Below are 22,751 nucleotides of genomic sequence, written 5' to 3' on the forward strand. Positions count from 1 at the left end.
TCGTCGCGCCATGCCGGCCTTGATTTTGACGGTCCTGCCAGTCCGCCGCCCGAGAGCAGCGTCCGTTCGGGACCACGCCGGTCTACACCCTTGCGGGCTTTGCCCTGCGCACCATCGAAGGTTTTTGCCGTCCTTCATGGCAGCATCGGTCCGCCGTCGGCGTTGGCACGCTTTCCGCGGCCCCGTAGGTCTCGGCATCCGCCCCTCGAACAGGCGAGCCTGCTCTTCGATCTGGGCCGTACGGGCCTCAGGAAATCCGCCTTTCACTTCGCCTTTCGGCTGGGCGATCGGTAGCCGCCTGAGATGGGTTGAACTTACGCCGGGTAAGGGTCGTGGGGAATGGCCGCGGCCCTGTGGATAACGGGGTTATCGGGGATCAACCAGGGATAACGCGACTTCCTGATCCGTCATGGTGAGCGGTATCCGCGGACATTCGGCCTTGCCCTGCCGGCGGGCGCGGTCTTCAATGCCGGCAAAGGATTCTCGAGGCGCCGAGCGCCGTGATGTCCCTGCGGGAGGATGTGCTTGAAAGTCGGGGTGGTTCTCAATCCGATTGCCGGTGGCGGCCGGTTGAAACGGCATTGGCCTGAGGTCGCCGCATCGCTGAAAAAGCATTTCGGCGATTTCGAACTGCGCGAAACGCAGGCCGAAGGCGACGCTGAGCGGCTGGCGCTCGATCTCGCGGCGAGCGGTTTCGACCTGGTGATCGCGGCGGGCGGCGACGGCACCGCCAGCGAAGTGGCCGACGGGCTGCTGCAGGCGTCCAAGGAAAGCGGCAGGACGACCGAGCTCGGCCTGCTGCCGTGCGGCACCGGCATCGATTTCGCGCGCGGGCTGGGCCTGCCGAAAGAGGTGGATGCGGTGCTGAAGCGGCTAGCCGAGGCCAAGGCTCGGAAGGTCGACGCCGGACGCATCTGCTACATCGACGACCATGGCGCGCTGGCCAGCCGCCACTTCATCAACATCGCCAGCCTCGGGCTGTCGGGCGCCACCGACCGCGCCGTCAATGCCGACAAGCGCAAGGGCAAGATGTCGGCCAAGGCGCTGTTCCTGTGGCGCACCGTGGTCGAGTTCGTCCGCTATCGGTTCCAGGATGTCAGGATCACGGTGGACGACGGCGCGCCGGTCGAAGCGCGCATGGCGCTGGTGGCTGTGGCCAATGGCAAGTTCTTCGGCGGCGGCATGATGATCGCGCCGGATGCCGAGTTGACAGACGGGCAGTTCGACATCGTCATCCTGCGCGCTGCCGGCAAGCTGAAGCTGATCTGGGATATCCGGCTGCTCTATGGCGGACGCCACCGCAACCATCCGGCGATCACAATCCTGCGCGGCAGGAAAGTGGTGGTCGAGCCGCTCGGCGATGTCGAGAAGAACGGCGCGATGGTCGACATAGACGGCGAGTCGCCGGGACGCATACCCGCGACTTTCGAGATCCTGCCCGGCGCGCTGACACTCAGGTACTGATTCAAGTCGTTAACAGATCGATTCAGGTGAATCCGGTGATGGGCCCAACACCCTGAAATCGCTTGATTTCCTGCTGGCGTCAGACTTCGAGCTTGGCCGGAAAACCGGGCGCGCGCAGGTCGGTGCCAACGGCATCTTCCAGCAGCTTGACGATCTGGGTCGACCAGGCGCCGCCGCCATAGGCCGCCTTGCCTTGTTCAAAAATCGCGTTGACGCGCGATGCCAGGTCGAGCGGCACACCGGATTGTTCAGCCATGGCGAGCGCGAAGCCGAGGTCCTTCAGCGCCAGGTCCATGGTGAAGCCGATGTCGTAGGAGCCGTTGAGAATGAGCTGGCTTTCGGTCTCGTGGACGAAGCTGTTGCCGGAGGAGGCAACGATGGCGTGGTAGGATTGGGCGAGGTCGAGCCCGCCCTGCCTGGCCAGCATCAATGCCTCGCCGGCGGCAACGAGATGGATGAAGGCGAGCATGTTGGTGATCACCTTGATCACCGCCGCCGAGCCGACCGGACCCATCAGGAACGACTTCGCGCACATCGCTTCGATGGCCGCGCGGTGGCGCGCATAGAGCGCCGCGTCGCCGCCGACCAAAGCGGTGATTTTCCCAACCGCCGCCAGGTGCACGCCGCCGGTGACCGGGCATTCCAATGTGTCGATGCCGTTGGCTGAGGCGAGGGCTGCAAGGCGCACGATCTCGTCGCGGCCATTGGTCGACATCTCGATCCAGCTGCCGCCCTCGGGCAGTCCTTCGAGCAATCCGCCGGGGCCAGCTAGCACCGCTTCGCTGACTTTGGGCGAGGGCAGGCATGTGATGGCGTTGCCGGCTCTGGCGGCAGCCTCGGCGGGACTGATGGCGGCTGTGGCGCCGAGCGCGACGAGGCGCTCGACGGCGGCGGGATCGCGGTCGAAGACGGTGACGGCAAAACCGTTGCGGATCAGGCTGGCGGCAAGGTTGCCGCCGAGATGGCCGAGGCCGATGAAGGCGTAGCTTTCGCTCACGGCATCAGCGGCGTCTGCATCATCTGCAGGTGCAGCTCCTTGCCGGTGTAGGGATGCGCGTCGCAGACCGCTTCGTTGAGCTCGACGCCAAGGCCGGGCTCCTTCGACGGGATGACGTTGCCGTCCTGCCATTCGATCTTCTTCGTGAGCAGCGTCGCGTGAAAACCATCCCACTGTTTCAGCGATTCCAGGATGAGGAAGTTGGGCAGCGTCACCGCCAGCTGGATGTTGGCGGCACCCACGATCGGTCCGCAATAGCAATGCGGCGCGACCTGGATGTGGTAGGCCTCGGCCATGGCGGCGATCTTCTTGGTTTCGAGAATGCCGCCGGAACGGCCGAGGTCCGGCTGCAGGATGGTCGCGGCACGGTTCTCAATCACCCGGGCGAACTCGAACTTGGTCGTCAGCCGCTCGCCGGTGGCGATCGGGATCGATGTGCCACGAGCCACCTGCGCCATCACTTCGGGCATGTCGGGCGGCACCGGCTCCTCGAACCACAGTGGGTCGTAGGGTTCGATGGCGCGCGCCATGCGCAGCGCGCCCGATGCGGTGAACTGGCCGTGGGTGCCGAACAGGATGTCGGCCCTGGTGCCGACCGCCTCGCGGATGGCCTTGATCATGCGGGTGGACAGGTCGATGTCGACAAGGCGCGGCTGGTGGCCATCGAAGGCGGTGTAGGGGCCGGCCGGGTCGAGCTTGACGGCGTTGAAACCCTGCTCGACATATTCGAGCGCACAGGCAGCGGCGAGATCGGGGTCGTTGTAGACGTTCTTGCCGCGCGCATCCTCGGAGTGAACGCTGCCGGTGTGCGGGTAGAGGTAGGTGTAGGAGCGCAGCGTCTCGTGCACCTGGCCGCCGAGCAATTTGTAGACCGGCTTGTTGGCCTCCTTGCCGATGATGTCCCAGCAGGCCATTTCCAGCGCCGAGAAGCAGCCCATGCCGGACACATCCGGCCGCTGGGTGAAGCCGGACGAATAGGCGCGGCGGAAGAAGTTCTCGATGTCGTGCGGATCGCGGCCGATCAGATAACGCTCGGCCATGTCCTCGACCATTTTCGCCGTGACATGGGCGGAGAAGGTGGCGTTGTAGGCCTCGCCATAACCGACCACGCCGCCATCGGTGGTCAGCTTGACGAAGATGAAATACTTGCCGCCGATGCCGGGCGGCGGGTTGCTGACAACCCAGGTCTTGACGTCGGTGATTTTCATTCTTGGTCCTCCAGAACCAGTTCGGCGCCCTTCCAACCGGTCATGATCGAGGCGGCGTTGGTGTTGCCGGTGATGTTGTCGGGAAAGATCGAGGCGTCGATGACGCGCAGGCCCTCGATCCCGTGCGCCTTGAGGCGTGGATCGACGACGGCGCGCGAGGGATCAGGCCCCATGCGGCAGGTCGACACCGGGTGATAGACGGTGCCCGAGCGCTTCCGGAAATCCTGGATCAGGTCGGCGTCGGAGGTGATCGACGGGCCGGGCAGAACCTCTTCCTCGATGATCTCGGCCATTGCCGGCATCGAGGCGATCCTGCGCACGAATTTTACCGCGTCGAGCATCTCGGCGACGTCGGCCTCAGTCGAATAGGCGTTAGCCGATATCCTGGGATAGTCGCGCGGGTTGCTGGAGCGGATCATGATCTCGCCACGGCTCGACGGGCGGCAGTTGGACAGGCCGATGGAAAAGCCCGGCCACGGATCGGGCGTCAGGATCGGGCGCTCGCCGCTCTTTGGAATGACGGTCGAGAAGGCCTGGAAATAGAGCTGCATGTTGGGGCGGGTCGCGGCCGGATCGGTGCGGAAGAAGCCGCCGGCATTGTTCATCGACAACGACAGCGGCCCCGAACGCGTCAGGATGTATTGCATGCCGACCAGCAGTTTGCCCCACCATGGCCGCAGCGTCTGGTTGAGCGTCGGCAGCCTGCCCTTGAAAGTGTAGTTGATGCCGACATGGTCCTGCAGATGCGCGCCGACGTTTTCGTTGGCGTGGACGATGGGAATGCCGAGACCGCCCAGCAGAGCAGACGGTCCGACGCCGGACAGCTGCAGAAGCTGCGGCGAGTTGACCGAGCCGCCGGACAGAATGACCTCGCGGCCGGCGCGCGCCGTCCTGGTCTCGCCGTTCTGCAGATATTCGACGCCGACGGCGCGCTTGCCTTCGAACAGGACCCGGGTCGCCAGCGCATTCATCTCGACGCGGACGTTGGCGCGCTTCATCGCCGGGCGCAGGAAGGCGCGCGCCGCCGACATGCGACGGCCGTTGCGGGTCGAGATCTGGTAGACGCCGACGCCCTCCTGGGCGGCGCCGTTGAAATCCGGGTTGAGCGGCAGGCCGGCCTGCTGGCCGGCGGCGAGATAGCGCTTGGTCAGCGGATGGACGGCGTCCGAACAGTCGGTGACATGCAGTGGGCCGCCGACCCCGCGCCATGCGTCGGCACCGGCCTGATTGTCCTCCAGCGCCTTGAAGGCGGGCAACAGGTCGTCATAGCCCCAGCCGGGATTGCCAGCGGCTGCCCAGGCATCGAAATCCTCGCGCGCGCCCCGGATCCAGACCATAGCGTTGATCGAGCTCGAGCCGCCGAGCAGCTTGCCGCGCGGCCAGTGGTCGGCATTGCCGGCTAGGCCCGGGTCCGGCTCGGCCTTGTAGTTCCAGTTGACCGCGGGATCGAAGAAGGTCTTGCCGTAGCCGAGCGGCATCTGCACGTAGAAGCGGCGGTCGGTGCCGCCGGCTTCCAGCACCAGCACGGAAAATCGCCCCGAGGCCGACAGTTTGTCCGCCAGGACCGAGCCGGCCGAGCCGGAGCCGACGATGATGAAGTCATAGGTCTGCATGATTGGTGGGCGGCTCCGGAAATCCGGCTGCAGCCTAGACGCGGCGGGCGCGCAACGACGCCGCGCCATCCGGCATGCGTTGTGAAAAAAGCGACTGCCGATACAAGGTTTGGATTGAGAGGCTGACAATCCTGCTTGATATGCCTGGGGTCGAGGGCTTATGCGATGACATCCATCAACTTCGGGAAGGCGGAACATCATATGCGGACCCTTCCTGACGCTTTCATTCCGGAACTGCCGGGCCATTACAGCGGCAAGGTCCGCGAAAATTACGACTTGCCGGACGGCAGGCGCATCATCATCGCCACCGACCGCATCAGCGCCTTTGACATCATCCTGGCCTCGATCCCGTTCAAGGGCGAGATCCTAACCCAGACGGCCCGGTACTGGTTCGAGGAAACCGCCGATATCTGCCCGAACCATGTTCTCGAATACCCCGACCCGAACGTCGTCGTCGGCACAAGGCTCGACATCCTGCCGGTCGAGATCGTCGTGCGTGGCTATCTGGCGGGAACCACCAGCACCTCGATCCTGACAAGGTACCGGCGCGGTGATCGGGACATGTATGGATTGAGCCTGCCGGACGCCCTGCGCGACAATGAAAAATTGGCCGAGCCGATCATCACGCCGACGAGCAAGGCTTCGCATGGTGGCCATGACGAGCCCCTGTCCAAGGCCGAGATCCTTGAACAGGGCCTTCTCACGCCGGCGCAGTGGGATACCGTGTCAGGCTACGCCTTGCAGTTGTTCGCCCGCGGCCAGCAGCGCGCCGCCGAACGCGGTCTCATCCTCGCCGACACGAAATATGAATTCGGCACGGACAAGGATGGGACCATAATCCTTGCCGACGAGATCCATACGCCGGACAGCAGCCGGTACTGGATCGCAAAGAGTTACGAACAGGCACTCGCAAGTGGCAGCCGGCCGGAGAGCTTCGACAAGGATTTCATCCGGTCGTGGGTCTCGGCAAGGTGCGATCCTTACAGCGATCCGATTCCCGACATACCCGAGGAGATCGTCGAACAGGCCTCCAGGGTCTATGCGCAGGCCTATGAGGCGATCACCGGCAGAGAATTCTCTCCTGACCTGTCCGGGGCCAACGTCCTGGATCGCATTCGTTCGAACCTCGAGCGTTACTTCTAGCGGCCAGGTGAGCTTCGCTGGGCAATGCGGGCGGCGGTAGGACGCGACATTGTCCATCGGCGCGTTGACCTGTCGGCGCCTTGACGCTACGGGATCGAGGGCAATTGACCTCGAAGGATTTCCCCATGGTGCAGTACGCTGAAGGACGGCCGCTCGGCGATTTGACGCTGCGCACGCTGGCCATGCCTTCGGACGCCAATGCGGCCGGCGACATCTTCGGCGGCTGGGTGATGGCGCAGATGGATCTGGCCTGCGGCATCCGTGCGGCAGAGCGCGCCAAGGGCCGCGTGGTGACGGCGGCGGTCAAGGAAATGTCGTTCGCCAAGCCGATGAAAATCGGTGACACGCTTTGCATCTACACACATGTCGAGCGCGTCGGCCGCACCTCGATGACGCTCAAGGTCGAGGCCTGGGCGCAGCGCTACCTCTCCGACCTGATGGAGAAGGTCACCCATGCCGATTTCGTCATGGTGGCATTGGATGGCGAGGGCAAGCCAAAGGCGGTTCCGGCGGAAAGCTGACCATGCCGGGGTGATCGCGCGGCAGATGCGAAACGAGCCGCCGCACGGTCTTTTGATGAACGAAGACAATCAGTCAACGATTGCTGAACGCCGCTGGGAGGTACCGCCGTGGCCTTGACCTTGTCCGCTGACGGCGTTCGTCTGAAAGCCAGACCCGAAACCGGATCAACAGCCCCCGACGGAATGGAAATTCCGCCGGCGCAGCCGTCGGCGAAAAACCTTGCAACGCAAGGGTTTCAGGTGTGCATCTCGTCGAATTTCTCACGCGCTGCCCGCACACGCGTGGTGTTGATGCGCGCCCATTCGCCGAGTGCGCTGACCGGGATCAGCAACTCATGGCCGAGTTCGGTCAGCTCGTAATCGACGCGCGGCGGTATGGTCGGGAATACGGTGCGGGTGACGAAGCCGTCGCGCTCCAATCCGCGCAAGGTGGTGGTCAGCATCTTCTGCGAAATGCCGCCGACAGCCGCACGCAACTCATTGAATCGCAACGGTCCCTGGCCGAGCTTGCCGACCACCAGAACAGTCCATTTGTCGCCGACGCGCTGCAGGATTTCCGAAACGGCGCGGCAATCTTCGGTGTTGAGCGGGTTCCTCAGTAACAAAAAGGTGCCTCCTTGCGCATCGAGTTGACAGTATCTCATATAGCGCCGGTATCCAAACGATACCAGCTTTACTTGCAAGGAGAGCCCCCCATGTCAAAACCCAAGATCGCCATCATTGTCGGTTCGACGCGCGCCGCGCGCTTCGCCGACGTGCCAACCCAGTGGATCGCCAAGATCGCCAAATCGCATGCCGACATCGACGTCGATGTCGTCGACCTGCGCGACTTCCCGCTGCCGTTCTTCGACGAGGTCGCATCCTCCGCTTGGGCGCCGTCGCAGAACGAAGTGGCCAAGCGCTGGCAGAAGAAGGTCGCCGAATATGACGGCTTCATCTTCACCGCCGCCGAATACAATCATGGTCCGACGGCCGTGCTGAAGAACGCCATCGACTACGCCGCCAACGAATGGAACAAGAAGCCGGCCGGCTTCGTCGGCTATGGCAGTGTCGGCGGCGCCCGCGCCGTCGAGCAGCTCCGCCTGCATGCGGTCGAATTGCAGATGGCGCCGGTCAAGTCGGCTGTCCATATCGCCTGGGGCGATTTCCTCGCCGTCCGACAGGGCGAGAAGAAGCTGGAGGATCTCGAGCACCTGAACCAGGCCGCCACGGCACTGGTCAACGACGTCGCCTGGTGGGCCAAGGTGCTCAAGGCCGCGCGTCAGGCCGACGCCGTCGCCGAGGAAGTCAAGGCGGCCTGAGCGCGGGTTCGAATTATCCTCCCAAGGATCCGGGGCGGCGCTTGCGCCGCCCTTTTTCAATTGTGGGAGGCGTGCGTCTCCCGCGCCGGCCTTGGGCGGATGATGCAATCGGCGAGGCGATCCATCTCGTTGAGTTCGTCGGCGTGGTGCTGGCCCAATTGGCAGAGCGCCAGCAGGATCGGCTCGAGGCTGAGGCCGAGGCCTGTTGCCGAATACTCGACGCGCGAAGGCACTTCGGCAAAGATTTCGCGACGGACGACGCCGTGCTCTTCCATCTCCCGAAGCTGCTGGATCAGCACTTTCTGGGTGATGCCGGGCATCAGTGCCTTCAGTGCCGACAGCCGCCGCGGGCCATCGAAGAGGTGGTAGAGGATGACCGCCTTCCAGCGCCCGGCGATCACTTTCAGCGCGCGTTCCGCCGGCAGCATCGGCAATCTCTTGACGGGCATTTTCTTGCTCGGATTGGCCATGGTCACCTCCCGGTCAGCAGGGGACAAATGAGTGTGTAGTCGAGGCTCCGCAGATAGTGGCAAACCGTGGCCGATGCCAGCGCAATAGGAGTTTGCCATGAAAGCCATTCAACTCAGCCGCTTCGGCGGCCCGGACGTGCTCGAGGTGATCGACCTGCCATCGCCGGCGCCGCTGGCCGGCGAGGTGCTGGTTCGCGTCCACGCCGCTGGGATCAACTTCTTCGAAGTGCTGATGCGCAGGGATGGCTACGCGGTGACGCCTCAGCTGCCGATGATTTTGGGTGTCGAGGCGGCAGGCGTCGTCGAGGCCGTTGGGCAAGGGGTGGATGTCGCGCTGTTGGGAAGCCGCGTCGCCGCGCCGCTGTTCGTGTCACAGCGTCCTCACAGTGGCTATGCGCAGCAGGTGACGATCGACGCCGATCTGGTCGTGCCTCTGCCGGACACCCTGTCGTTCGAGGATGCGACGGCGGTGATGGTGCAAGGCCTTACAGCCCTTCACCTGGTTCGGCAAAGTCCGCCCGGCGGCAAGTCGGTGTTGGTGCTGGCCGCGTCGGGTGGCGTCGGTTCGTTGCTTATCCAACTGGCCCGGCTAAAGGGCGCACGCCAGGTGGTCGCGGCCGCCGGCGGCAATCCAAAACTCGATCTCGCTTTGTCGCTCGGCGCCGATGCCGCCGTCGACTATATCAAGCCGGATTGGTCCGCCCGTGTCCGCGACATCACGGGCGGGCAGGGCGCCGACATCATCTACGACACGGTCGGCGGCAAGCTGACGGCTGCGTCGCTGCAGGCGCTGTCACCTGGCGGTGAGCTGGTGTTCGCGGCGCTCGGCTGCTATGCACTCGGGGCTTCAGACCTGGAAGCGATGATCGGCCGCAACCAGTCGCTGAGAGGTTTCGCGCTGCTGCCGCTGCTCTCCCCCGACGTGCTGAAAGCCAGCCTGTCCGAGCTGTTCCAGCTGGCGGCGAGCGGCCGGCTGCACGTTGCGATCGGCGGCCGCTTCCCGCTCGACCAAGCGGGAGAAGCGCACCGGCTGCTGGACGAGCGCCGCTCGACGGGCAAGGTCGTGCTGATGGCTTGAGTGTTGTGATGATACCTTAGGATCCTGCTCGACTTGTGCTCACAAGCGGATCGCCGGTGGCGAGGGCAACCATCTATCCGCCCCGCCACCTGGAAGAACAGTGATCAACGCCCGAGTCAGCCTGCGTTGCTTGGTTGCAGTTCGTCGCCAAGCGCACGCTCATTGGGATCGATCAGACCCAAGTTCTTCACAACCCGGAATCGACCTGCCTGCGCCTGCGCGATGTACATGTTCATGCGAACATGGTGCTGGCCGGGAACCATTTCGGCCGGGCCGCCCGGTCCCTCGATTATGCGGGCGTGATCGAGCGCCCGGATGACCGCGTCGCGCTCCACCGTGCCGGCCTCCTCCACCGCCGCTTCCCACATCCTGATCGCCCGGTAGTGGCCTGTGCACCCGCTGCCGGCGGTCAACATAGCACTGCCGGAGAACCGGTCGCCGTAGCGGCGCAAGAGCGCGCGACCGAACGGATCGTCGAGTTCCTGGTAATAGTCGAGGCAGCTGTAGAGGCCCTCGATCTGCTCGAACGGCACCAGATTGAAGAAGTTCTCATCGAAGTAGGTGCAGACGATCTTGCCGCCGCGCTTGCCGAAACCGGCCTTGTGCAGTTCTTCGAGGAACGGCGTCAGACCCGGCGGAACGATCGTGTTGAAAACCACGTCGGTGCCGCTCGCCATGATCTGCTGCACCGTCCGCCGGAAATCGACGGTGTCCAGCGGAAAATACTCCTCGCCGACGATCTCGCCGCCATTGGCGCGCACCACCCGGCTCGCGGCCTTGTTCAGCAAATGGGGCCAGATGTAGTCGGCCGACGGCAAATAAAACCTCTTCGCGCCGGTGCTGTTCATGAGCCATGGTATCAGCGGTTCAACCTGCTGCGCGGGCACAGGCCCCGTGCAGAAGATCAGGGGATCGTTTTCCTGTCCCTCGTACTGCTCGGTGTAGATGTAGAGCGTCCTGCCCCGCGTAACCGCCTCGCTCTTGATGGCCTGGCGGGTCGAGCTGTAGATGCCGCCGACGACCACATCGACCTTGTCGACGTCGATCAGTTTTGCGGTCCTTGCCTTGGCGACGCCGTCGATGGTTTCGCCATCCTCGATGACAAGCTCCAGCGGCCGGCCGAGCAAGCCGCCCTTGGCGTTGATATCGTCGACGAGCATGGTGGTGAGGTTCGCATTTGCGATGCCCATGAATGACAACGGGCCGGTGAGTTCGGCGATAAGGCCGATCTTGATGGGTTTCGGATCCATTTCATTTCTCCAAATATGGGGGTTCGTCGGGCGCGCCGCCGCCGGGTGGCAGGCGGCACGCAGTGCGGGACCTCAGGCCTCGTAGTGGCCGAGCAGCAGTGCCGCCTGCGGCTTTCCGACATGGCCGGCTTCCTGCAGGATCGCGGGCACTTCCGGATCCGACACGAAATTCTTCCAGCCCTCGGCGTCCCAGTCGAAGATCGCCCAGACGCGGTCGGGCTCGCTGGGGTCGCGGAAGACGGTTGCGCCGTTCGAGCCGTGCAGCCGGCGCTTGTCGGCGCCCTTGGTTGAAAAGATACGGATGAAGTGGTCGACATCAGCCACCTTGGTCGTTGCGAGAAGCATCTGATTTCCTCCTGTCGGTCGCGGCCACCATTGGTCCGTCGACAGGATCACGATGCGCGTCTCGGATCAGGCGCACATGGGGTGGATTCCCTATGCCTGCGTTTCGCCCGGTCGGATAAGGCCATGCTCGACCGCGTAGAGAGCGGCCGCGGCGCGGGTGGTCACGCCGATCTTGGAATAGACGCTCTGGATATGGTGGTCCGCGGTCTTGGGCGAGATATCGAGTTTGCGTGCCGCTTCCTTCGCCGTCAGTCCGGCGGCGATCAGGCGCAGCACCTCGATTTCGCGCGGCGTCATGCCGGCCAGCGCCCGCGGCAAAGCCCGGCGCGACTGCTGGCCCGCGAAAGACAACACGGCCTCCGCGGCGTCGGGGCAGATACAACCGTCACGTACCGCGGCGCGCAGCTGTGTCGCCGCCGCCTCGCTGGACAGCGCCTTGCGGTGCGGACGTTCCTCGCGCCACGTCTGGAAGGCTTCGGCAGCGGCCAGGATCCTTGCCGCCGGGGACAGATCGGAGGCGCCGACCTTGCGGTGATAGCCCGAGCCATCCAGGCGTTCGTGATGGCGAAGCACGAGGGCGGCCACCGCATCGCCCTCGCGGCCGAACGAGGCCAGCGCCCGTTCGCCGTAATAGGCGTGCAGTTGTGCCGCGTCGCGCTCGCGGACAGACAGCGGGCCGTTGCGCATCCAGGTCGCCACCGGTACCACCAGTTCGCCGATATCATGGATGCAGCCCGACCAGCGCAGCGCGCGAACGTCAGGGTCGGGCAGCCCGATCCGTTTCCCCGCACCCGTGGCCAGTTCCGACACCATCCGCGAATGGCCCTGGGTAAACGGCATGCGCATGTCGATCATGTCGGCTATGGCCAGGAACGCCTCATCGCAAGCCCCCTCATCCAGCGTCACCGGCGGATCGGGCTCAAGCGCCAAAATGGTCTCGCGGTCGACCGTCGCGCCGATGCCCTCCATCAGGCCCGCCGCGTTAGCCGAGACGAGCCGGGCCAGACCCGCTTCGTATGGGCCATCGCCGCGACTGGCGATGGTTTCGGCCATCTCGTCGATGCCGAGGGCATCGCTGAGCGCAATCGCATCCTGCGCCAATGTGATCAGGCGCACGGCGGGCAGGACATCCTCGCCACTCAGCCCACGCGGCAGGCCTTTGCCGTCCCAGCGTTCGTAGATCTGTCCAAGATTGCGCCGGATCTCGTCGGACAGGCCGAGCCGCTCGCCGATCCGCTGCGCGACCTCGCAATGCGCTGTGAGCACCGGGCGGGCCACCGCGAGCGCCTGCGACATCGCGGCCTCGACCGCCCTGGCCGGGGCGTCAGGATCGAGATCGTAGTATAACCGCTTGAAGGCCTGCACGAAAACCCTGCCCAGTTCGGCACGATTGCCCATGTCGAGACCGACGAGATCCTGGCGGAGCGCGATTTCGTCGCCGAAGGTGGCCGACAGAAGGTCCGTGTCGGCATTGCAGCCGACATAGCGCAGCATCGACTGGTGGTAGGCATTGCGCCGAACCTCATCGGAAACGCCCGCAAGCTCGGCGATCCGCATTGCAAGCACGCAGGATTTCAGCGCGAAGTCGCGAGAATGGCCGGTGGCAAGGTCCGAAGCGTAGGCGAGGACCATCATGAAGTCCGCCCGGCGGATCGAGACGTTTGTCATCGCCCACCTCCCAGTGGGCCCATGCTAGCTCCGGGTACCGCAAATACCTAGGGGAAAAATCCCAAGCCGGGGTGGGCCGAAAAGCCAACCCTCGAATGGTCTACATTGCGCTGATCGTCACCGCACCACCTCGCGGTGCGCGCCGGGCAGGCGGGTGGCGATGAGCTTGTCGATGCGGCGGCCGTCGAGGTCGACCACTTCGAAGCGCCAGCCCTGCGCGTCGACGCATTCGCCGGTCGCCGGGAGATGGTGCATGTGCGACAGCACGTAGCCGGCGACGGTCTCGTAGTCGCGGTTTTCCGGCAGGTCGAAGCCGAGAACCTCGGCCATCTCGTCGGCCTGCATGTAGCCGGCGAGCAGCCACGAGCCGTCCTCGCGCTTGACGGCATTCTCCTCGTCGCCGGCGTCGGTATCCGCCCGGAAGACGCCGGTGATGGCTTCGAGAATGTCGGCCGGGGTGACGATGCCTTCGAAATGGCCGTATTCGTCATGCACCAGCGCCATCGGCACGTCGGATTCCTTGAGCTTCTGCAGCACATCCAGCGCGTCGGCCTGGTCATAGACGATGGGAGCGGCACGCACATGCCTGCGCGGGTCGAGCACGCGACCGGCAAGCAGTGCGGCGAGCACGTCGCGCGTCTGGACGACGCCGACCATGACATCGACGCCGCCGTCGCCCGCCGGCAGGCGGGAATGCTGGGTTTCCATCAAAAGCTTGCGAATGGTGCTCTCGTCTGACTGCAAATTGATCCAGTCAACCTCGGTGCGCGGCGTCATCACGGCGCGCACGGCGCGGTCGCCAAGCCGCATGACGCCGGCGATCATGCGCCGTTCGTCGGACTCGATGGTGCCGTGGTGCTCGGCCTCGGCGACCAGCATCTTGATCTCCTCGTCGGTGACCTTCTCCTCGCTTTCGCCGCGCTGGCCGAGCAGCCACAATATGGCGCGGCCGGAAATGTCGAGCAGGAAGACCAGGGGGGCCGAGACGGTGGCGAGGATGGTCATTGCCGGCGCCGCCCGCGCGGCAACGCGCTCGGGATCGCGCAAGGCGATCTGCTTGGGCACCAGCTCGCCGATGATCAGCGAGAAATAGGTGATGATGGCGACGACGATGCCGACGCCGAGCGGATCGGCGACGGTTTCGCGCATGCCGTTCGAGGCCAGGAAGGTGGCCAGCCGGTCGCCCAGCGTGGCGCCCGAAAACGCGCCGGAGAGCACGCCGACCAAAGTGATGCCGATCTGCACCGAAGACAGGAACTTGCCGGGATTGGAGCCAAGCTCAAGAGCACGGCCGGCGCCATTGACGCCGCGGTCGATCATCGCCTTGAGCCTGGCCGGGCGCGACGAGACGATGGCGAGTTCGGACATCGACAAAAGGCCGTTCACACAGATGAGGACGACCACGATAGCGATTTCGACGTATAGCATGAGCGGTCCATAGCATTGCGGCGCGGTTTTCGAAAATAGTCCGCCATGATTTTTAGAAAATGACAGTTGCAGCTCTCAACCGACATCGCCTCGCGGCATCGGAAAGCTCACGAGCAATTTCAGTTCGATCCCGGACCATCTGGTCCCAGAACACATGATCTCATGGCAGTTGCTTCAACACGCCGACAACGGCCTCGCCGTCGGTGACATAGGGATCGCCGCCGCCATTGCGCCCGGTCTTGGTGGCGCCGACGCCTGCAATGTCGCTGGTCGATATCAGCATGCCGGCGGTGGCCAGGTCGCGCATGAGGAAATCGCGTTCGGCATCGATGTCGGGGCCGATGTGATGGGTGATGGCGCCGGTGTCGTGGCTCAGGCCAACGCCGCGATCGAAGCTGGCCGAGCCCAGCCATAGCGGCCGGCCGTCATCGCCGGTCGCGCTGGTCTGCCAGAAGCGGACATGATGGCGCCGGTCGGCGCTGGCTCCGACCGGCTTTTCGAAAGCGAGATCCTGCGCGCGGCCGTCGAACAACAGCCGGCTGACCGGCGCATCGGGATAGGGATGGTCAAACAGCACGCTCTCACCGATCTCGATCGCCGTCTTCAGTGTAATGGCGTCGGCGGTGTCCCAGCCGGCGACAGCGAAGGCGTGGACCACCTCCTTCTGCGTGCCGACCAGACCGACATTGATCGGGTCGCCCGGAATGCCCTGCGGGGTGTGCGTCACCATCTCGAAGCGCTGGGTGCGAAAGCCGCGATCCCGGAATGTCCAGAATTCCGGCGCGGCAAAATAGGCGAGCGCCAGATAGGCGGCCAGGAAGGCCGCCACCCAGATTGCAACGCGTCGCCGAAAACTTCGCTGGCTCATCACCGCCGCCCGAACGTTCCGGCATCACTTTACGCGGTGTCTTGACCCGCCGGCAAAGGGTACCGGCACGCTGGTCGATGTTCTAGAGCGATTCACCGTTTCACGGAAACGGCGAACCACGCTATCTCTTTGTTTTGACGCAATTCCGGACGGAAAACCGTTTCACACTTTTCCTGGAATTGCTCTAGCGGCAGGCGCGATAACCGTTCCTGCGGTTCTTGATGTCGAAATGGAAATGGTTGCGGTGGTCGTAATTGTAGCCGGGGCCGAGCACGGTGGTGAAATACTGGCAGCCGTCGGCGCGCACGTTGTTGAGGAAGCCACGGGTGCGGAAGGCGAACAGGCCGGGCTTGCGCACATCGATGTCGTCGCCATTGTTGAGCTCGATGCTCATGACGTCGAGCGCGTTGCCCTTGCCATGCTCCGACAGCACGCCTTCGCCGGCAATGGTGCGGCAGGAATAGCTGGAGCCCTGGTGGATCGTCTTGACGCCGGAGAAATAGCGCCAGCGGGCGGAGGGAACGAGTTCGTTCTTCGTCCAGCCGGCGAAGGTGGCGGCCATGTCGCAGGTCAGTGTCGCGGCGGGCTTCATCTGGATGTTGCCGATGGCCGAGACCTTGACCGGATAATCGATGCCGCACTGGCCTTCGTGGATCGGCGCCAGATCGGTGTAGGCGACATCGAGGCGCTTCAGCTGCTGGCGGCAGTCGGTTTCGCTGGCCGGCATCTGTTCGACCGGCGACATCGGCTCATCCATGCGCGGATAGGCGGCGCTCGTCATGTAGGGATTGGAGGGGACAAGCTTCTGCATGCCCGTGTACTGCGGCACGGCAGCCGTTTGCGAGCCGACATCGACAGCCGGTTCAAGTGACAGCACGCTGCCGGTGTTGCAGGCCGAAACGGCCGCCAGGGCAAGGCCGGCAACCAGCATCGCTGCAGGCTTCGATTGGCGCGCGGCGGCGAAAAACACAGCACGAAATTTGCCGGCCATCGGCGGAATCCTGTTTCCAGATATCCGGCATTTTAACGATCAAGGGTAAAGGAAAACTCAGCGCCTGCGTTCACGCCTGCGGCTGAATTGCGGCACTGGCCAACGCTCACTGGCAGAATGTGCCGCCATGCCGGCGCGGTTCGAGATCGAGATGGAAATGCAAGGCATGGTCGGGGTCGGCGCCTGGCCCGAGCACGGTCTTGAACGGCCCGCAGGCGGCCTTGCGCACGGCGTTGAGGAATTTCGCGTCCTTTTCCGGCGGCGTCGGGCCAACGTCGATCCTCTTGCCGTCCGACAACGTGAAGCTGGCGATGTCGAGTGCGTTGCCGAAGGCGTGTTCCGACAGTTTTCTTGTGCCGTTGCGCGGCCGGCAGACAAAGGCCGATGCCTGGTTGATCGATTTCAGATCGGCGCCGAAATCGGCTTTCGCGGCTGGCTGGATGACATTTGCGGCAAAACGCGCGGCAACCTCGGCCATCGGGCAATTGAGCTCGGTGCCGGGAGCGATGGCGATCGACTTGCCAAGTGACTTCAGCACGATCGGGTAAGGGATCGAGCAGCCGATTTCGGGATTGCTTTCCGCCTTGTGCTCCTCGAACTCGACGCCGAGCGTCTTCAGCCGCTCGCGGCAAGCGACTTCCTCTTCCGGCATTTTCGCGTCGGGAAGATCGGCCGAGCGCGGGTCGGGGAGCATTTTCTTGTCGCCTGCATCGGCCGGCTTTTGTGGCGGTTGCGGGGCGATGGCCGGCGGCTGAACCTCAGGTTCTGCGGTGTCGGGCTTTTGTGGCGGCGTCGGTGCTACAGGCGGCGGCTCCGGCTCGCTTTCCGCGTCGGCAGACGGTTCGGGGCGCGCCTGCTTTTTTTGATGGGATTTTCCTTCATTAAACCGGCCCGCTGCGCCGCTCCCTGGAGCTTCCGTCTTCTGGCTGCCCTCGGTCTTCGAAGCGTCGGCCTTCGGCGCGTCCGGCGGGCGTGGCTCAGGCACGGGAACAACGGCAAGCGATGGCAGCGGCTCCAGCGTTTTCTGCTGTGTCTGGCTCGGCTTGACCTGCAGCTCGCTCCGCCGTTTCGGCGGTCGCTCGGCCCGCCGTTTCAGCGGCTGGTCGACCCGCGGTGTCAGCGGCTGCTCCACATGCGGCGCACGCAGCTTGTGGTGCCGGTGGCGATGCCTGGCGTCGGCTGGCGCAACCAGCATAGCCGTGACGGCCACGACCAATGCTACCCTGCAGGTTTGGGAAAAGATAAACGACGCCATCGCCGTCAACGGCGCCAACGCAAGGAGGTTGCCTGCGCCCCATCACGAACGGTAACCACGGCGTTACGCGCCGATCGCTTCCAGCCCTTCCTCCAGCCAGTCGGCAAGCAGCGGCATGCCAAGCAGATACTTCGCCGTGCGTTTGTTGGCGCGTTCGCGCGCCGCGGCAAGCGCGTCCACCCATTCGGCGGCGTCGTAGTCGCCGCGACCGACCCAGGCCAGCGCGACCAGTTCGGCTGCCTCATCGACATTGAGATCGTTGATCAACTCACGCAGCTCTTCCTCGGTGAGGTTTTCGGAACTCTCCTCGGCGAGGCCGTCATGATGGTGGTTGGCATGCGCTTCGCCATCGAGTTCGACCTCATGCTCGGCGCCATCGGCATAATCCTCGTTGACGGCGGCACTCAGTGCCTTGGCCTTGAGGATAAACAGGCGCACGGTGTCGGGGCCGATCGAAAGCTCCCAGTCCTTTTCAAGCCGCCGCTGCACGGGCCGTCTCCGTCAGGTCGTTTGCTTGGATGATAGCGGATTTACAGCATCCGTCACCTGATGTTCTGCCGTATGCTTTTTTCCGGGATGAAACCCAGGCCATCCGGCGTTAGTGTTGCATTCTCACCCCTCAAGGAGGCTTCGATGCATAAAAGAATGCTGATCCAGGCGGCGACTGCCCTTGTCGCGCTGCAGTTCCTTGCCGTTCCGGCGTTCACCGCCGGCAGCAGTGGTGGCAGCGATCAGACTGTCACCCAGTGCAAGAAGGGCGAAGTCTGGGACAAGAAGAAGAAAAAGTGCGTCGCACCCCAGGAAGGCATGCTGGACGACGACAGCATCTATGATGCAGGCCATGCGCTGGCGCTGGCCGGGCGCTATGACGAGGCGATCGCCGTGCTCAGCCTCGCCGCCAACAAGCAGGATCCGCGCATCCTCAACTATCTCGGTTACTCGCACCGCCATTCCGGCCGCGTCACCGTCGGCCTCGGCTATTATGAGGAAGCGCTGCGCATCGATCCCAACTATACACTGGTGCGCGAGTATCTCGGCGAGGCGCATCTGCAGATCGGCGATCTGGCCGGCGCCCAGCAGCAGTTGATGGAGATCGAGAAGCGGACCGGCAAGGGGTCGCGCGAATACGGCATGCTGTCGGAGCAGATCGATCATTTCATGCGGAGCTGATTCGGCCCCCTATGCTTCTCAATCCGGCCGCGAGCGATCGCGGCCGGATTTTTGTTGCCGGCCATCCGCAATTGGCATTTGACCCCGACCGCATTTGCAAAAGCAGCAACGGCATTTGTGAAAGCGGTAGATGATTTTTGCAAAACCGATTTTTTGGCGTGAAAAACCCGCGAAGATTGCTATATTCAAGGAAATTGCGGTGAAACGGTTCCGTTAGCCCGAGGCTGTCGGACCGTTTTCTTTTTGTACCCATCGACAAGGCTTTCCCCGAAACGCGGGGGTGGCGGCAGGAAAGGTCAGGCATCATGAACAAGGTCCCGATGACAGGCGAGGGGTTCGCGTCATTGAAGGAAGAGCTGCGCTGGCGTCAGCAGGAAGAGCGGCCGCGCATCATCGAGGCCATCTCCGAGGCGCGCTCGCATGGCGACCTTTCCGAAAATGCCGAATACCATGCCGCCAAAGAGGCACAGAGCCTCAATGAGGGCCGGGTCAACGAGCTCGAAGATTATATCGCGCGCGCCGAAGTGATCGATGTCAGCAAGCTCACCGGCGACAAGATCAAGTTCGGCGCCACCGTGGTGCTGGTTGACGAGGACACCGAGGAAAAGAAGACCTACCGGATCGTCGGCGACCAGGAAGCCGACGTGAAGTCCGGCCGCATCTCGATCTCCTCCCCGATCGCGCGCGCGCTCATCGGCAAGGAAGTCGGCGACGCCATCGAGGTCAACGCGCCCGGCGGTGCAAGGGGTTATGAGATCGTCCAGGTGCAGTTCATCTAGGACCTTTGATAATTCTACTCTGGAGGCCGACTAGCGCGGTTTCTTCGCTTCCGGTGCTCACGTACTTAAAAGTACGCTCCTCTCGTCGCGGGGCGACGCCGAAGAACCGCGCTATTCGCCAGAGCTTCTGAAAGGTCCTAAGCCGGCGCTCGTAATTTGAGTGCCAATAGCTTTTCGGTCTCCGCCATCACCTTCGCCGGCGTCACTCGTTCCCCAGGCGCCGCCAGAAGCGTCGACGCATATGGCCCGCGCGGGCCGGTGAGACCGGGCTCGGTCGCTAGGAACACCGCAACCGTCGGCAGGCCGAAGGCACTGGCGAGATGGGTGAGACCGGTGTCGGCGCCGACGACCAAGGTCGAGCGGCCGATGATCGCGGCGATGTCGGCAAGCGGCGATTTGGGCACCAGGATCGTGGATGGAACGGCTCCGGCTATTGCTTCGGCCACGCCCTTCTCACGTTCGTTCGACCAGGTGGTGACCGGCGTCATTTCCCTTTCAACCAGCAGGCGGGCGGTTTCGATCCAGTCTTCGGCCGGCCATTTCTTGTCTTCGCGGCTGGTGCCGTGCAGCAGGAAGGCGGTTCTGCCACCGATGCCCGCGATATCGCTAACTGGCGGCACGATGCCGGAATCCAGTGCCGAAAGATCGGGCTGGTAACCGAGCGCCAGCCCGAACAGCCGCCGCGTCCGTTCGATGGCGTGCAGGTCGCGCGGCACGGTGTTGGTGGCGTCGTAGAACAGCGTCGCAGACGGTTCGCGCGCGCTCGAGCGGTCGAAGCCGGCGATTGGTGCGCCGGCCTGTCGTGCCACCAGAGCCGATTTCAGCAGACCTTGCGCATCGATGACGAGGTCGTAGCGGCATTCGCGCAAGGCGCGGCGCAACGCGGCCGCCTCGCGCCAGGTGTCGCCGTCGAGCAGTGCCTTGCGCCAGCGCCGGATCGCCACCGTGTGGATCCTGTCGATCGCCGGATGCAAAGCCACGATGCCGGCGAATGCCTCTTCGACGCACCAGTCGAAGGATACGTCCGGCCGGTTGAGGCGGGCATCCTCGACCGCCGGAAAGGTGTGGATGACATCGCCCATCGACGACGTCTTGACGATGAGGACCTTCATGCGGCCGCCGGCAGTTCCAGCAGGCGCTCCGCCGCCGCCGCTACCTGCCCGACTTCGAGCGTCTTCAGGCAGTTGAGGTGGCCGAGCGGGCAGACCTTCTGGTGGCAGGGCGAACAGGACAGGCCGAGCCAGACCAGTTCCCGGCGCTCGGCCAGCGGCGGCGTATTTTGCGGCGAGGTCGAGCCGTAGACGGCGACGATCGGCGTGCCGACGGCGGCGGCGACATGCATCAGTCCGCTGTCATTGGACACCGCCAGTCTTGCCGCCGATATCAGGTCGATGGCGTCTTCCAGCCGCGTCTGGCCGGCGAGGTCGACAACGCCAGGGGCAAGGGCTACGATCTCCGCCGTCACGTCGCGGTCGTTCTTCGATCCGAACAGCGCCACCTTCAAGCCCTTCGCCATAAGGTCACGGGCAAGCCCGGCATAGCTTTCACTCGGCCAGCGCTTGGCCGGGCCGAATTCGGCACCAGGCATCAGGGCAACGAATTTCTGCGGCGCCAGCCCGAAACGGTCGAGTAGGGTGACCTGGCTTTTGATGTCCACGGTCAGACGTGGCGCCCGGAAGCTGCCGCCCTGTGCGAGGCCGAAATAGGCCTGCGCGGTGCGTCGTTTGACGGCATCGGGCAGCGGCACGATGTCGGTCAGCAGGCCATAGCGCATTTCGCGCAGATGACCGAAACGGCGCGGAATGTGGGCAAAGAATGGGATCAGTGCCGATTTCCAGCTGCCCGGCAGGACATAAGCCATGTCGTAGCGGCCGCGAAGCAGGCGGCCGAAACGGCGGCGATGGGTGAATTCGAGCGCGCCGGGTTTGAGCGGAAAGTCGATCTGCTGGCGGATTTCGGGCATGCGCTTGACCAGCGGTGCGGCCCAGGCCGGCGCAAGCACATCGATCGCGGCGTTGGGATGCAGCTCTTTCAGCGCCGAAAACAGGCACTGCGCCATCACCATGTCGCCCACCCAGCGTGGGCCGATCACGAGGATCGTTGGGCTTTCAGCCATTCGACATAGTCTCTGACACCGGTTTCCACTGTCCGGAATTGGCCATTGTAACCGATCGCGCGCAAACGGGACATATCAGCTTGCGTGAAGCTCTGGTAGCTGCCCTTGAGGTGGTCGGGAAATTCGATGAACTCGATCTCGCCCTTGCCAAGCGTGTCGATCACCGTTTCGGCGATGGCGCGGAACGGCTGGGCGCGGCCGGTGCCGCAATTGAAGATGCCGCTTTCGCCCCGCTTCCACAGCCACAGATTGACGTCGGCGACGTCGCCGACATGGATGAAGTCGCGGCTTTGTTCACCCGGTCCGAATCCGTCATAGGCGCCGAACAGTTTCGGATTCTCGCCGCGTTCGACCTGGTTGAACAGGTGGAAGGCGACTGAGGCCATGGCGCCCTTGTGCGCCTCGCGCGGGCCATAGACGTTGAAGTAGCGCAGGCCGGCAACCTGCGAATGGTCGGCATCGAAGACGGTGCGCCTGACATAGTCGTCGAACAGCTTCTTGGAATAGGCATAGACGTTGAGCGGCCGCTCCAACGCCGGATCCTCGCGAAACTCGGCGCCACCGCCATAGACGGACGCCGAGGAAGCGTAGAGGAACGGCACGCGCAGCGTCTGGCTGGCATGCAGCAGCCGTTTCGAGAAGGCGTAGTTCACCTCCATCATGAACTTGCCGTTCCATTCGGTGGTGGTCGAGCAGGCGCCTTGGTGGAAGACGGCTTCGATGCGACCGAGCGAGCCTGCCTCCATGCGGGGCAGGAAATCATCCTTGTCGAGATAGTCGGCTATCTGCAAATCGGCGAGATTGGAAATCTTGTGCCCGTCGGTCAGGTCATCGACGACCAGGATGTCGTCATGGCCTTCGGCGTTGAGCGCGGCGACGATGTTGGAGCCGATCATGCCGGCGCCGCCTGTGACGATGATCATATTGTTGGCCCTGATACGCGTTTCGCTTGCCGATTCCGGCCCTTATAAGGGAGGCAGGGTGGGCTGTCGATAAAGCAGGCAGTGGAGCGGATGTCACAGTGGCGCCGCAAAGCTTCCGCTTCTGTCGGTATGTGCCGCCTGGCATGATCGTGAGGACAAAAGA

The 22,751-nt window shown here is 63.9% G+C and carries 23 protein-coding genes; 7 read left to right on the forward strand and 16 right to left on the reverse strand.

The features are described 5' to 3' along the window. The first annotated feature begins 525 nt into the window (after window positions 1-525). Window positions 526-1,464 carry a diacylglycerol/lipid kinase family protein gene (locus AC1D10_RS07900; RefSeq protein ID WP_477270333.1) on the forward strand — a complete coding sequence of 313 codons (939 nt, stop codon included), beginning with the start codon at window positions 526-528 and terminating at the stop codon, window positions 1,462-1,464. Between the two features lie 79 nt (window positions 1,465-1,543). On the opposite strand, the gene AC1D10_RS07905 is transcribed toward AC1D10_RS07900, so the two are convergent. From AC1D10_RS07905 to AC1D10_RS07915, 3 genes are read right to left on the reverse strand one after another with little or no spacing between them, the layout of a single operon-like run. Next, window positions 1,544-2,461 carry an NAD(P)-dependent oxidoreductase gene (locus AC1D10_RS07905; RefSeq protein WP_477270335.1) on the reverse strand — a complete coding sequence of 306 codons (918 nt, stop codon included), beginning with the start codon at window positions 2,459-2,461 and terminating at the stop codon, window positions 1,544-1,546. Beyond that, complete coding sequence (locus AC1D10_RS07910; protein ID WP_477270337.1) at window positions 2,458-3,669, reverse strand: mandelate racemase/muconate lactonizing enzyme family protein; 1,212 nt, start codon at window positions 3,667-3,669, stop codon at window positions 2,458-2,460. The genes AC1D10_RS07905 and AC1D10_RS07910 overlap by 4 nt, the downstream gene beginning before the upstream one ends. Continuing rightward, entirely contained in the window at window positions 3,666-5,282 is a 1,617-nt protein-coding gene (locus tag AC1D10_RS07915) for a GMC family oxidoreductase (protein ID WP_477270339.1), read from the reverse strand. The genes AC1D10_RS07910 and AC1D10_RS07915 overlap by 4 nt, the downstream gene beginning before the upstream one ends. 201 nt (window positions 5,283-5,483) lie before the next feature. On the opposite strand from AC1D10_RS07915, the gene AC1D10_RS07920 reads away from it, so the two are divergent. Next, window positions 5,484-6,425 (forward strand): phosphoribosylaminoimidazolesuccinocarboxamide synthase, encoded by a 942-nt coding sequence (locus tag AC1D10_RS07920; protein WP_477270341.1) that lies wholly within the window; start codon window positions 5,484-5,486, stop codon window positions 6,423-6,425. Window positions 6,426-6,550: 125 nt separating this feature from the next. After that, entirely contained in the window at window positions 6,551-6,946 is a 396-nt protein-coding gene (locus AC1D10_RS07925) for an acyl-CoA thioesterase (protein ID WP_379100772.1), read from the forward strand. A gap of 236 nt (window positions 6,947-7,182) precedes the next feature. On the opposite strand, the gene AC1D10_RS07930 is transcribed toward AC1D10_RS07925, so the two are convergent. Next, complete coding sequence (locus tag AC1D10_RS07930; protein ID WP_477270343.1) at window positions 7,183-7,551, reverse strand: winged helix-turn-helix transcriptional regulator; 369 nt, start codon at window positions 7,549-7,551, stop codon at window positions 7,183-7,185. 90 nt (window positions 7,552-7,641) lie between these two features. On the opposite strand from AC1D10_RS07930, the gene AC1D10_RS07935 reads away from it, so the two are divergent. After that, window positions 7,642-8,247, forward strand: a complete 606-nt coding sequence (locus AC1D10_RS07935; RefSeq protein ID WP_477270345.1) for an NADPH-dependent FMN reductase — start codon at window positions 7,642-7,644, stop codon at window positions 8,245-8,247. A 56-nt stretch (window positions 8,248-8,303) separates the two neighbouring features. Here the strand turns inward: AC1D10_RS07935 and AC1D10_RS07940 are convergent, their stop codons facing one another. After that, the gene (locus AC1D10_RS07940; RefSeq protein ID WP_477270347.1) at window positions 8,304-8,717 is read right to left on the reverse strand and encodes a winged helix-turn-helix transcriptional regulator; all 414 of its coding nucleotides are present in this window, start codon (window positions 8,715-8,717) and stop codon (window positions 8,304-8,306) included. 97 nt (window positions 8,718-8,814) lie between these two features. Between AC1D10_RS07940 and AC1D10_RS07945 the strand changes: the two genes are divergently transcribed. Beyond that, a complete protein-coding gene (locus tag AC1D10_RS07945) occupies window positions 8,815-9,795 on the forward strand; it encodes a quinone oxidoreductase family protein (protein ID WP_477270349.1) in 981 nt (326 codons plus the stop codon). 116 nt (window positions 9,796-9,911) lie between these two features. Here AC1D10_RS07945 and AC1D10_RS07950 read toward each other — a convergent pair whose 3' ends face one another. From AC1D10_RS07950 to AC1D10_RS07985, 8 genes are all read right to left on the reverse strand, one after another. Further along, complete coding sequence (locus tag AC1D10_RS07950; protein ID WP_477270351.1) at window positions 9,912-11,045, reverse strand: substrate-binding protein; 1,134 nt, start codon at window positions 11,043-11,045, stop codon at window positions 9,912-9,914. Window positions 11,046-11,117: 72 nt separating this feature from the next. Then, window positions 11,118-11,390 carry a hypothetical protein gene (locus AC1D10_RS07955; RefSeq protein WP_027024197.1) on the reverse strand — a complete coding sequence of 91 codons (273 nt, stop codon included), beginning with the start codon at window positions 11,388-11,390 and terminating at the stop codon, window positions 11,118-11,120. Window positions 11,391-11,480: 90 nt separating this feature from the next. Beyond that, window positions 11,481-13,058 carry an HD domain-containing phosphohydrolase gene (locus tag AC1D10_RS07960; protein WP_477270356.1) on the reverse strand — a complete coding sequence of 526 codons (1,578 nt, stop codon included), beginning with the start codon at window positions 13,056-13,058 and terminating at the stop codon, window positions 11,481-11,483. Window positions 13,059-13,175: 117 nt separating this feature from the next. Beyond that, window positions 13,176-14,486, reverse strand: coding sequence for a hemolysin family protein (locus AC1D10_RS07965; protein WP_477270358.1), 1,311 nt, complete (start codon window positions 14,484-14,486; stop codon window positions 13,176-13,178). 160 nt (window positions 14,487-14,646) lie between these two features. Further along, window positions 14,647-15,354, reverse strand: a complete 708-nt coding sequence (locus tag AC1D10_RS07970) for an LssY C-terminal domain-containing protein (RefSeq protein WP_477270360.1) — start codon at window positions 15,352-15,354, stop codon at window positions 14,647-14,649. Window positions 15,355-15,538: 184 nt separating this feature from the next. Continuing rightward, entirely contained in the window at window positions 15,539-16,345 is an 807-nt protein-coding gene (locus AC1D10_RS07975; protein WP_477270362.1) for an extensin-like domain-containing protein, read from the reverse strand. Window positions 16,346-16,451: 106 nt separating this feature from the next. Continuing rightward, window positions 16,452-17,477: an extensin-like domain-containing protein gene (locus AC1D10_RS07980; protein WP_477270949.1), complete on the reverse strand. Its 1,026-nt coding sequence runs from the start codon at window positions 17,475-17,477 to the stop codon at window positions 16,452-16,454. Between the two features lie 186 nt (window positions 17,478-17,663). Continuing rightward, entirely contained in the window at window positions 17,664-18,089 is a 426-nt protein-coding gene (locus AC1D10_RS07985) for a DUF3775 domain-containing protein (RefSeq protein WP_111542941.1), read from the reverse strand. Between the two features lie 144 nt (window positions 18,090-18,233). On the opposite strand from AC1D10_RS07985, the gene AC1D10_RS07990 reads away from it, so the two are divergent. After that, window positions 18,234-18,770, forward strand: coding sequence for a tetratricopeptide repeat protein (locus tag AC1D10_RS07990; RefSeq protein WP_477270364.1), 537 nt, complete (start codon window positions 18,234-18,236; stop codon window positions 18,768-18,770). A 305-nt stretch (window positions 18,771-19,075) separates the two neighbouring features. Continuing rightward, a complete protein-coding gene (gene greA, locus AC1D10_RS07995; protein WP_379100728.1) occupies window positions 19,076-19,549 on the forward strand; it encodes a transcription elongation factor GreA in 474 nt (157 codons plus the stop codon). Window positions 19,550-19,686: 137 nt separating this feature from the next. Here greA and waaC read toward each other — a convergent pair whose 3' ends face one another. From waaC to rfaD, 3 genes are read right to left on the reverse strand one after another with little or no spacing between them, the layout of a single operon-like run. Further along, a complete protein-coding gene (gene waaC / locus AC1D10_RS08000) occupies window positions 19,687-20,661 on the reverse strand; it encodes a lipopolysaccharide heptosyltransferase I (RefSeq protein WP_477270366.1) in 975 nt (324 codons plus the stop codon). Further along, window positions 20,658-21,665 (reverse strand): lipopolysaccharide heptosyltransferase II, encoded by a 1,008-nt coding sequence (gene waaF / locus AC1D10_RS08005; protein WP_477270368.1) that lies wholly within the window; start codon window positions 21,663-21,665, stop codon window positions 20,658-20,660. The genes waaC and waaF overlap by 4 nt, the downstream gene beginning before the upstream one ends. Next, the gene (gene rfaD / locus AC1D10_RS08010; protein WP_477270370.1) at window positions 21,638-22,588 is read right to left on the reverse strand and encodes an ADP-glyceromanno-heptose 6-epimerase; all 951 of its coding nucleotides are present in this window, start codon (window positions 22,586-22,588) and stop codon (window positions 21,638-21,640) included. The genes waaF and rfaD overlap by 28 nt, the downstream gene beginning before the upstream one ends. Between the last annotated feature and the right edge of the window lie 163 nt (window positions 22,589-22,751).

It is taken from the genome of Mesorhizobium sp. P2_A8, assembly GCF_056404935.1.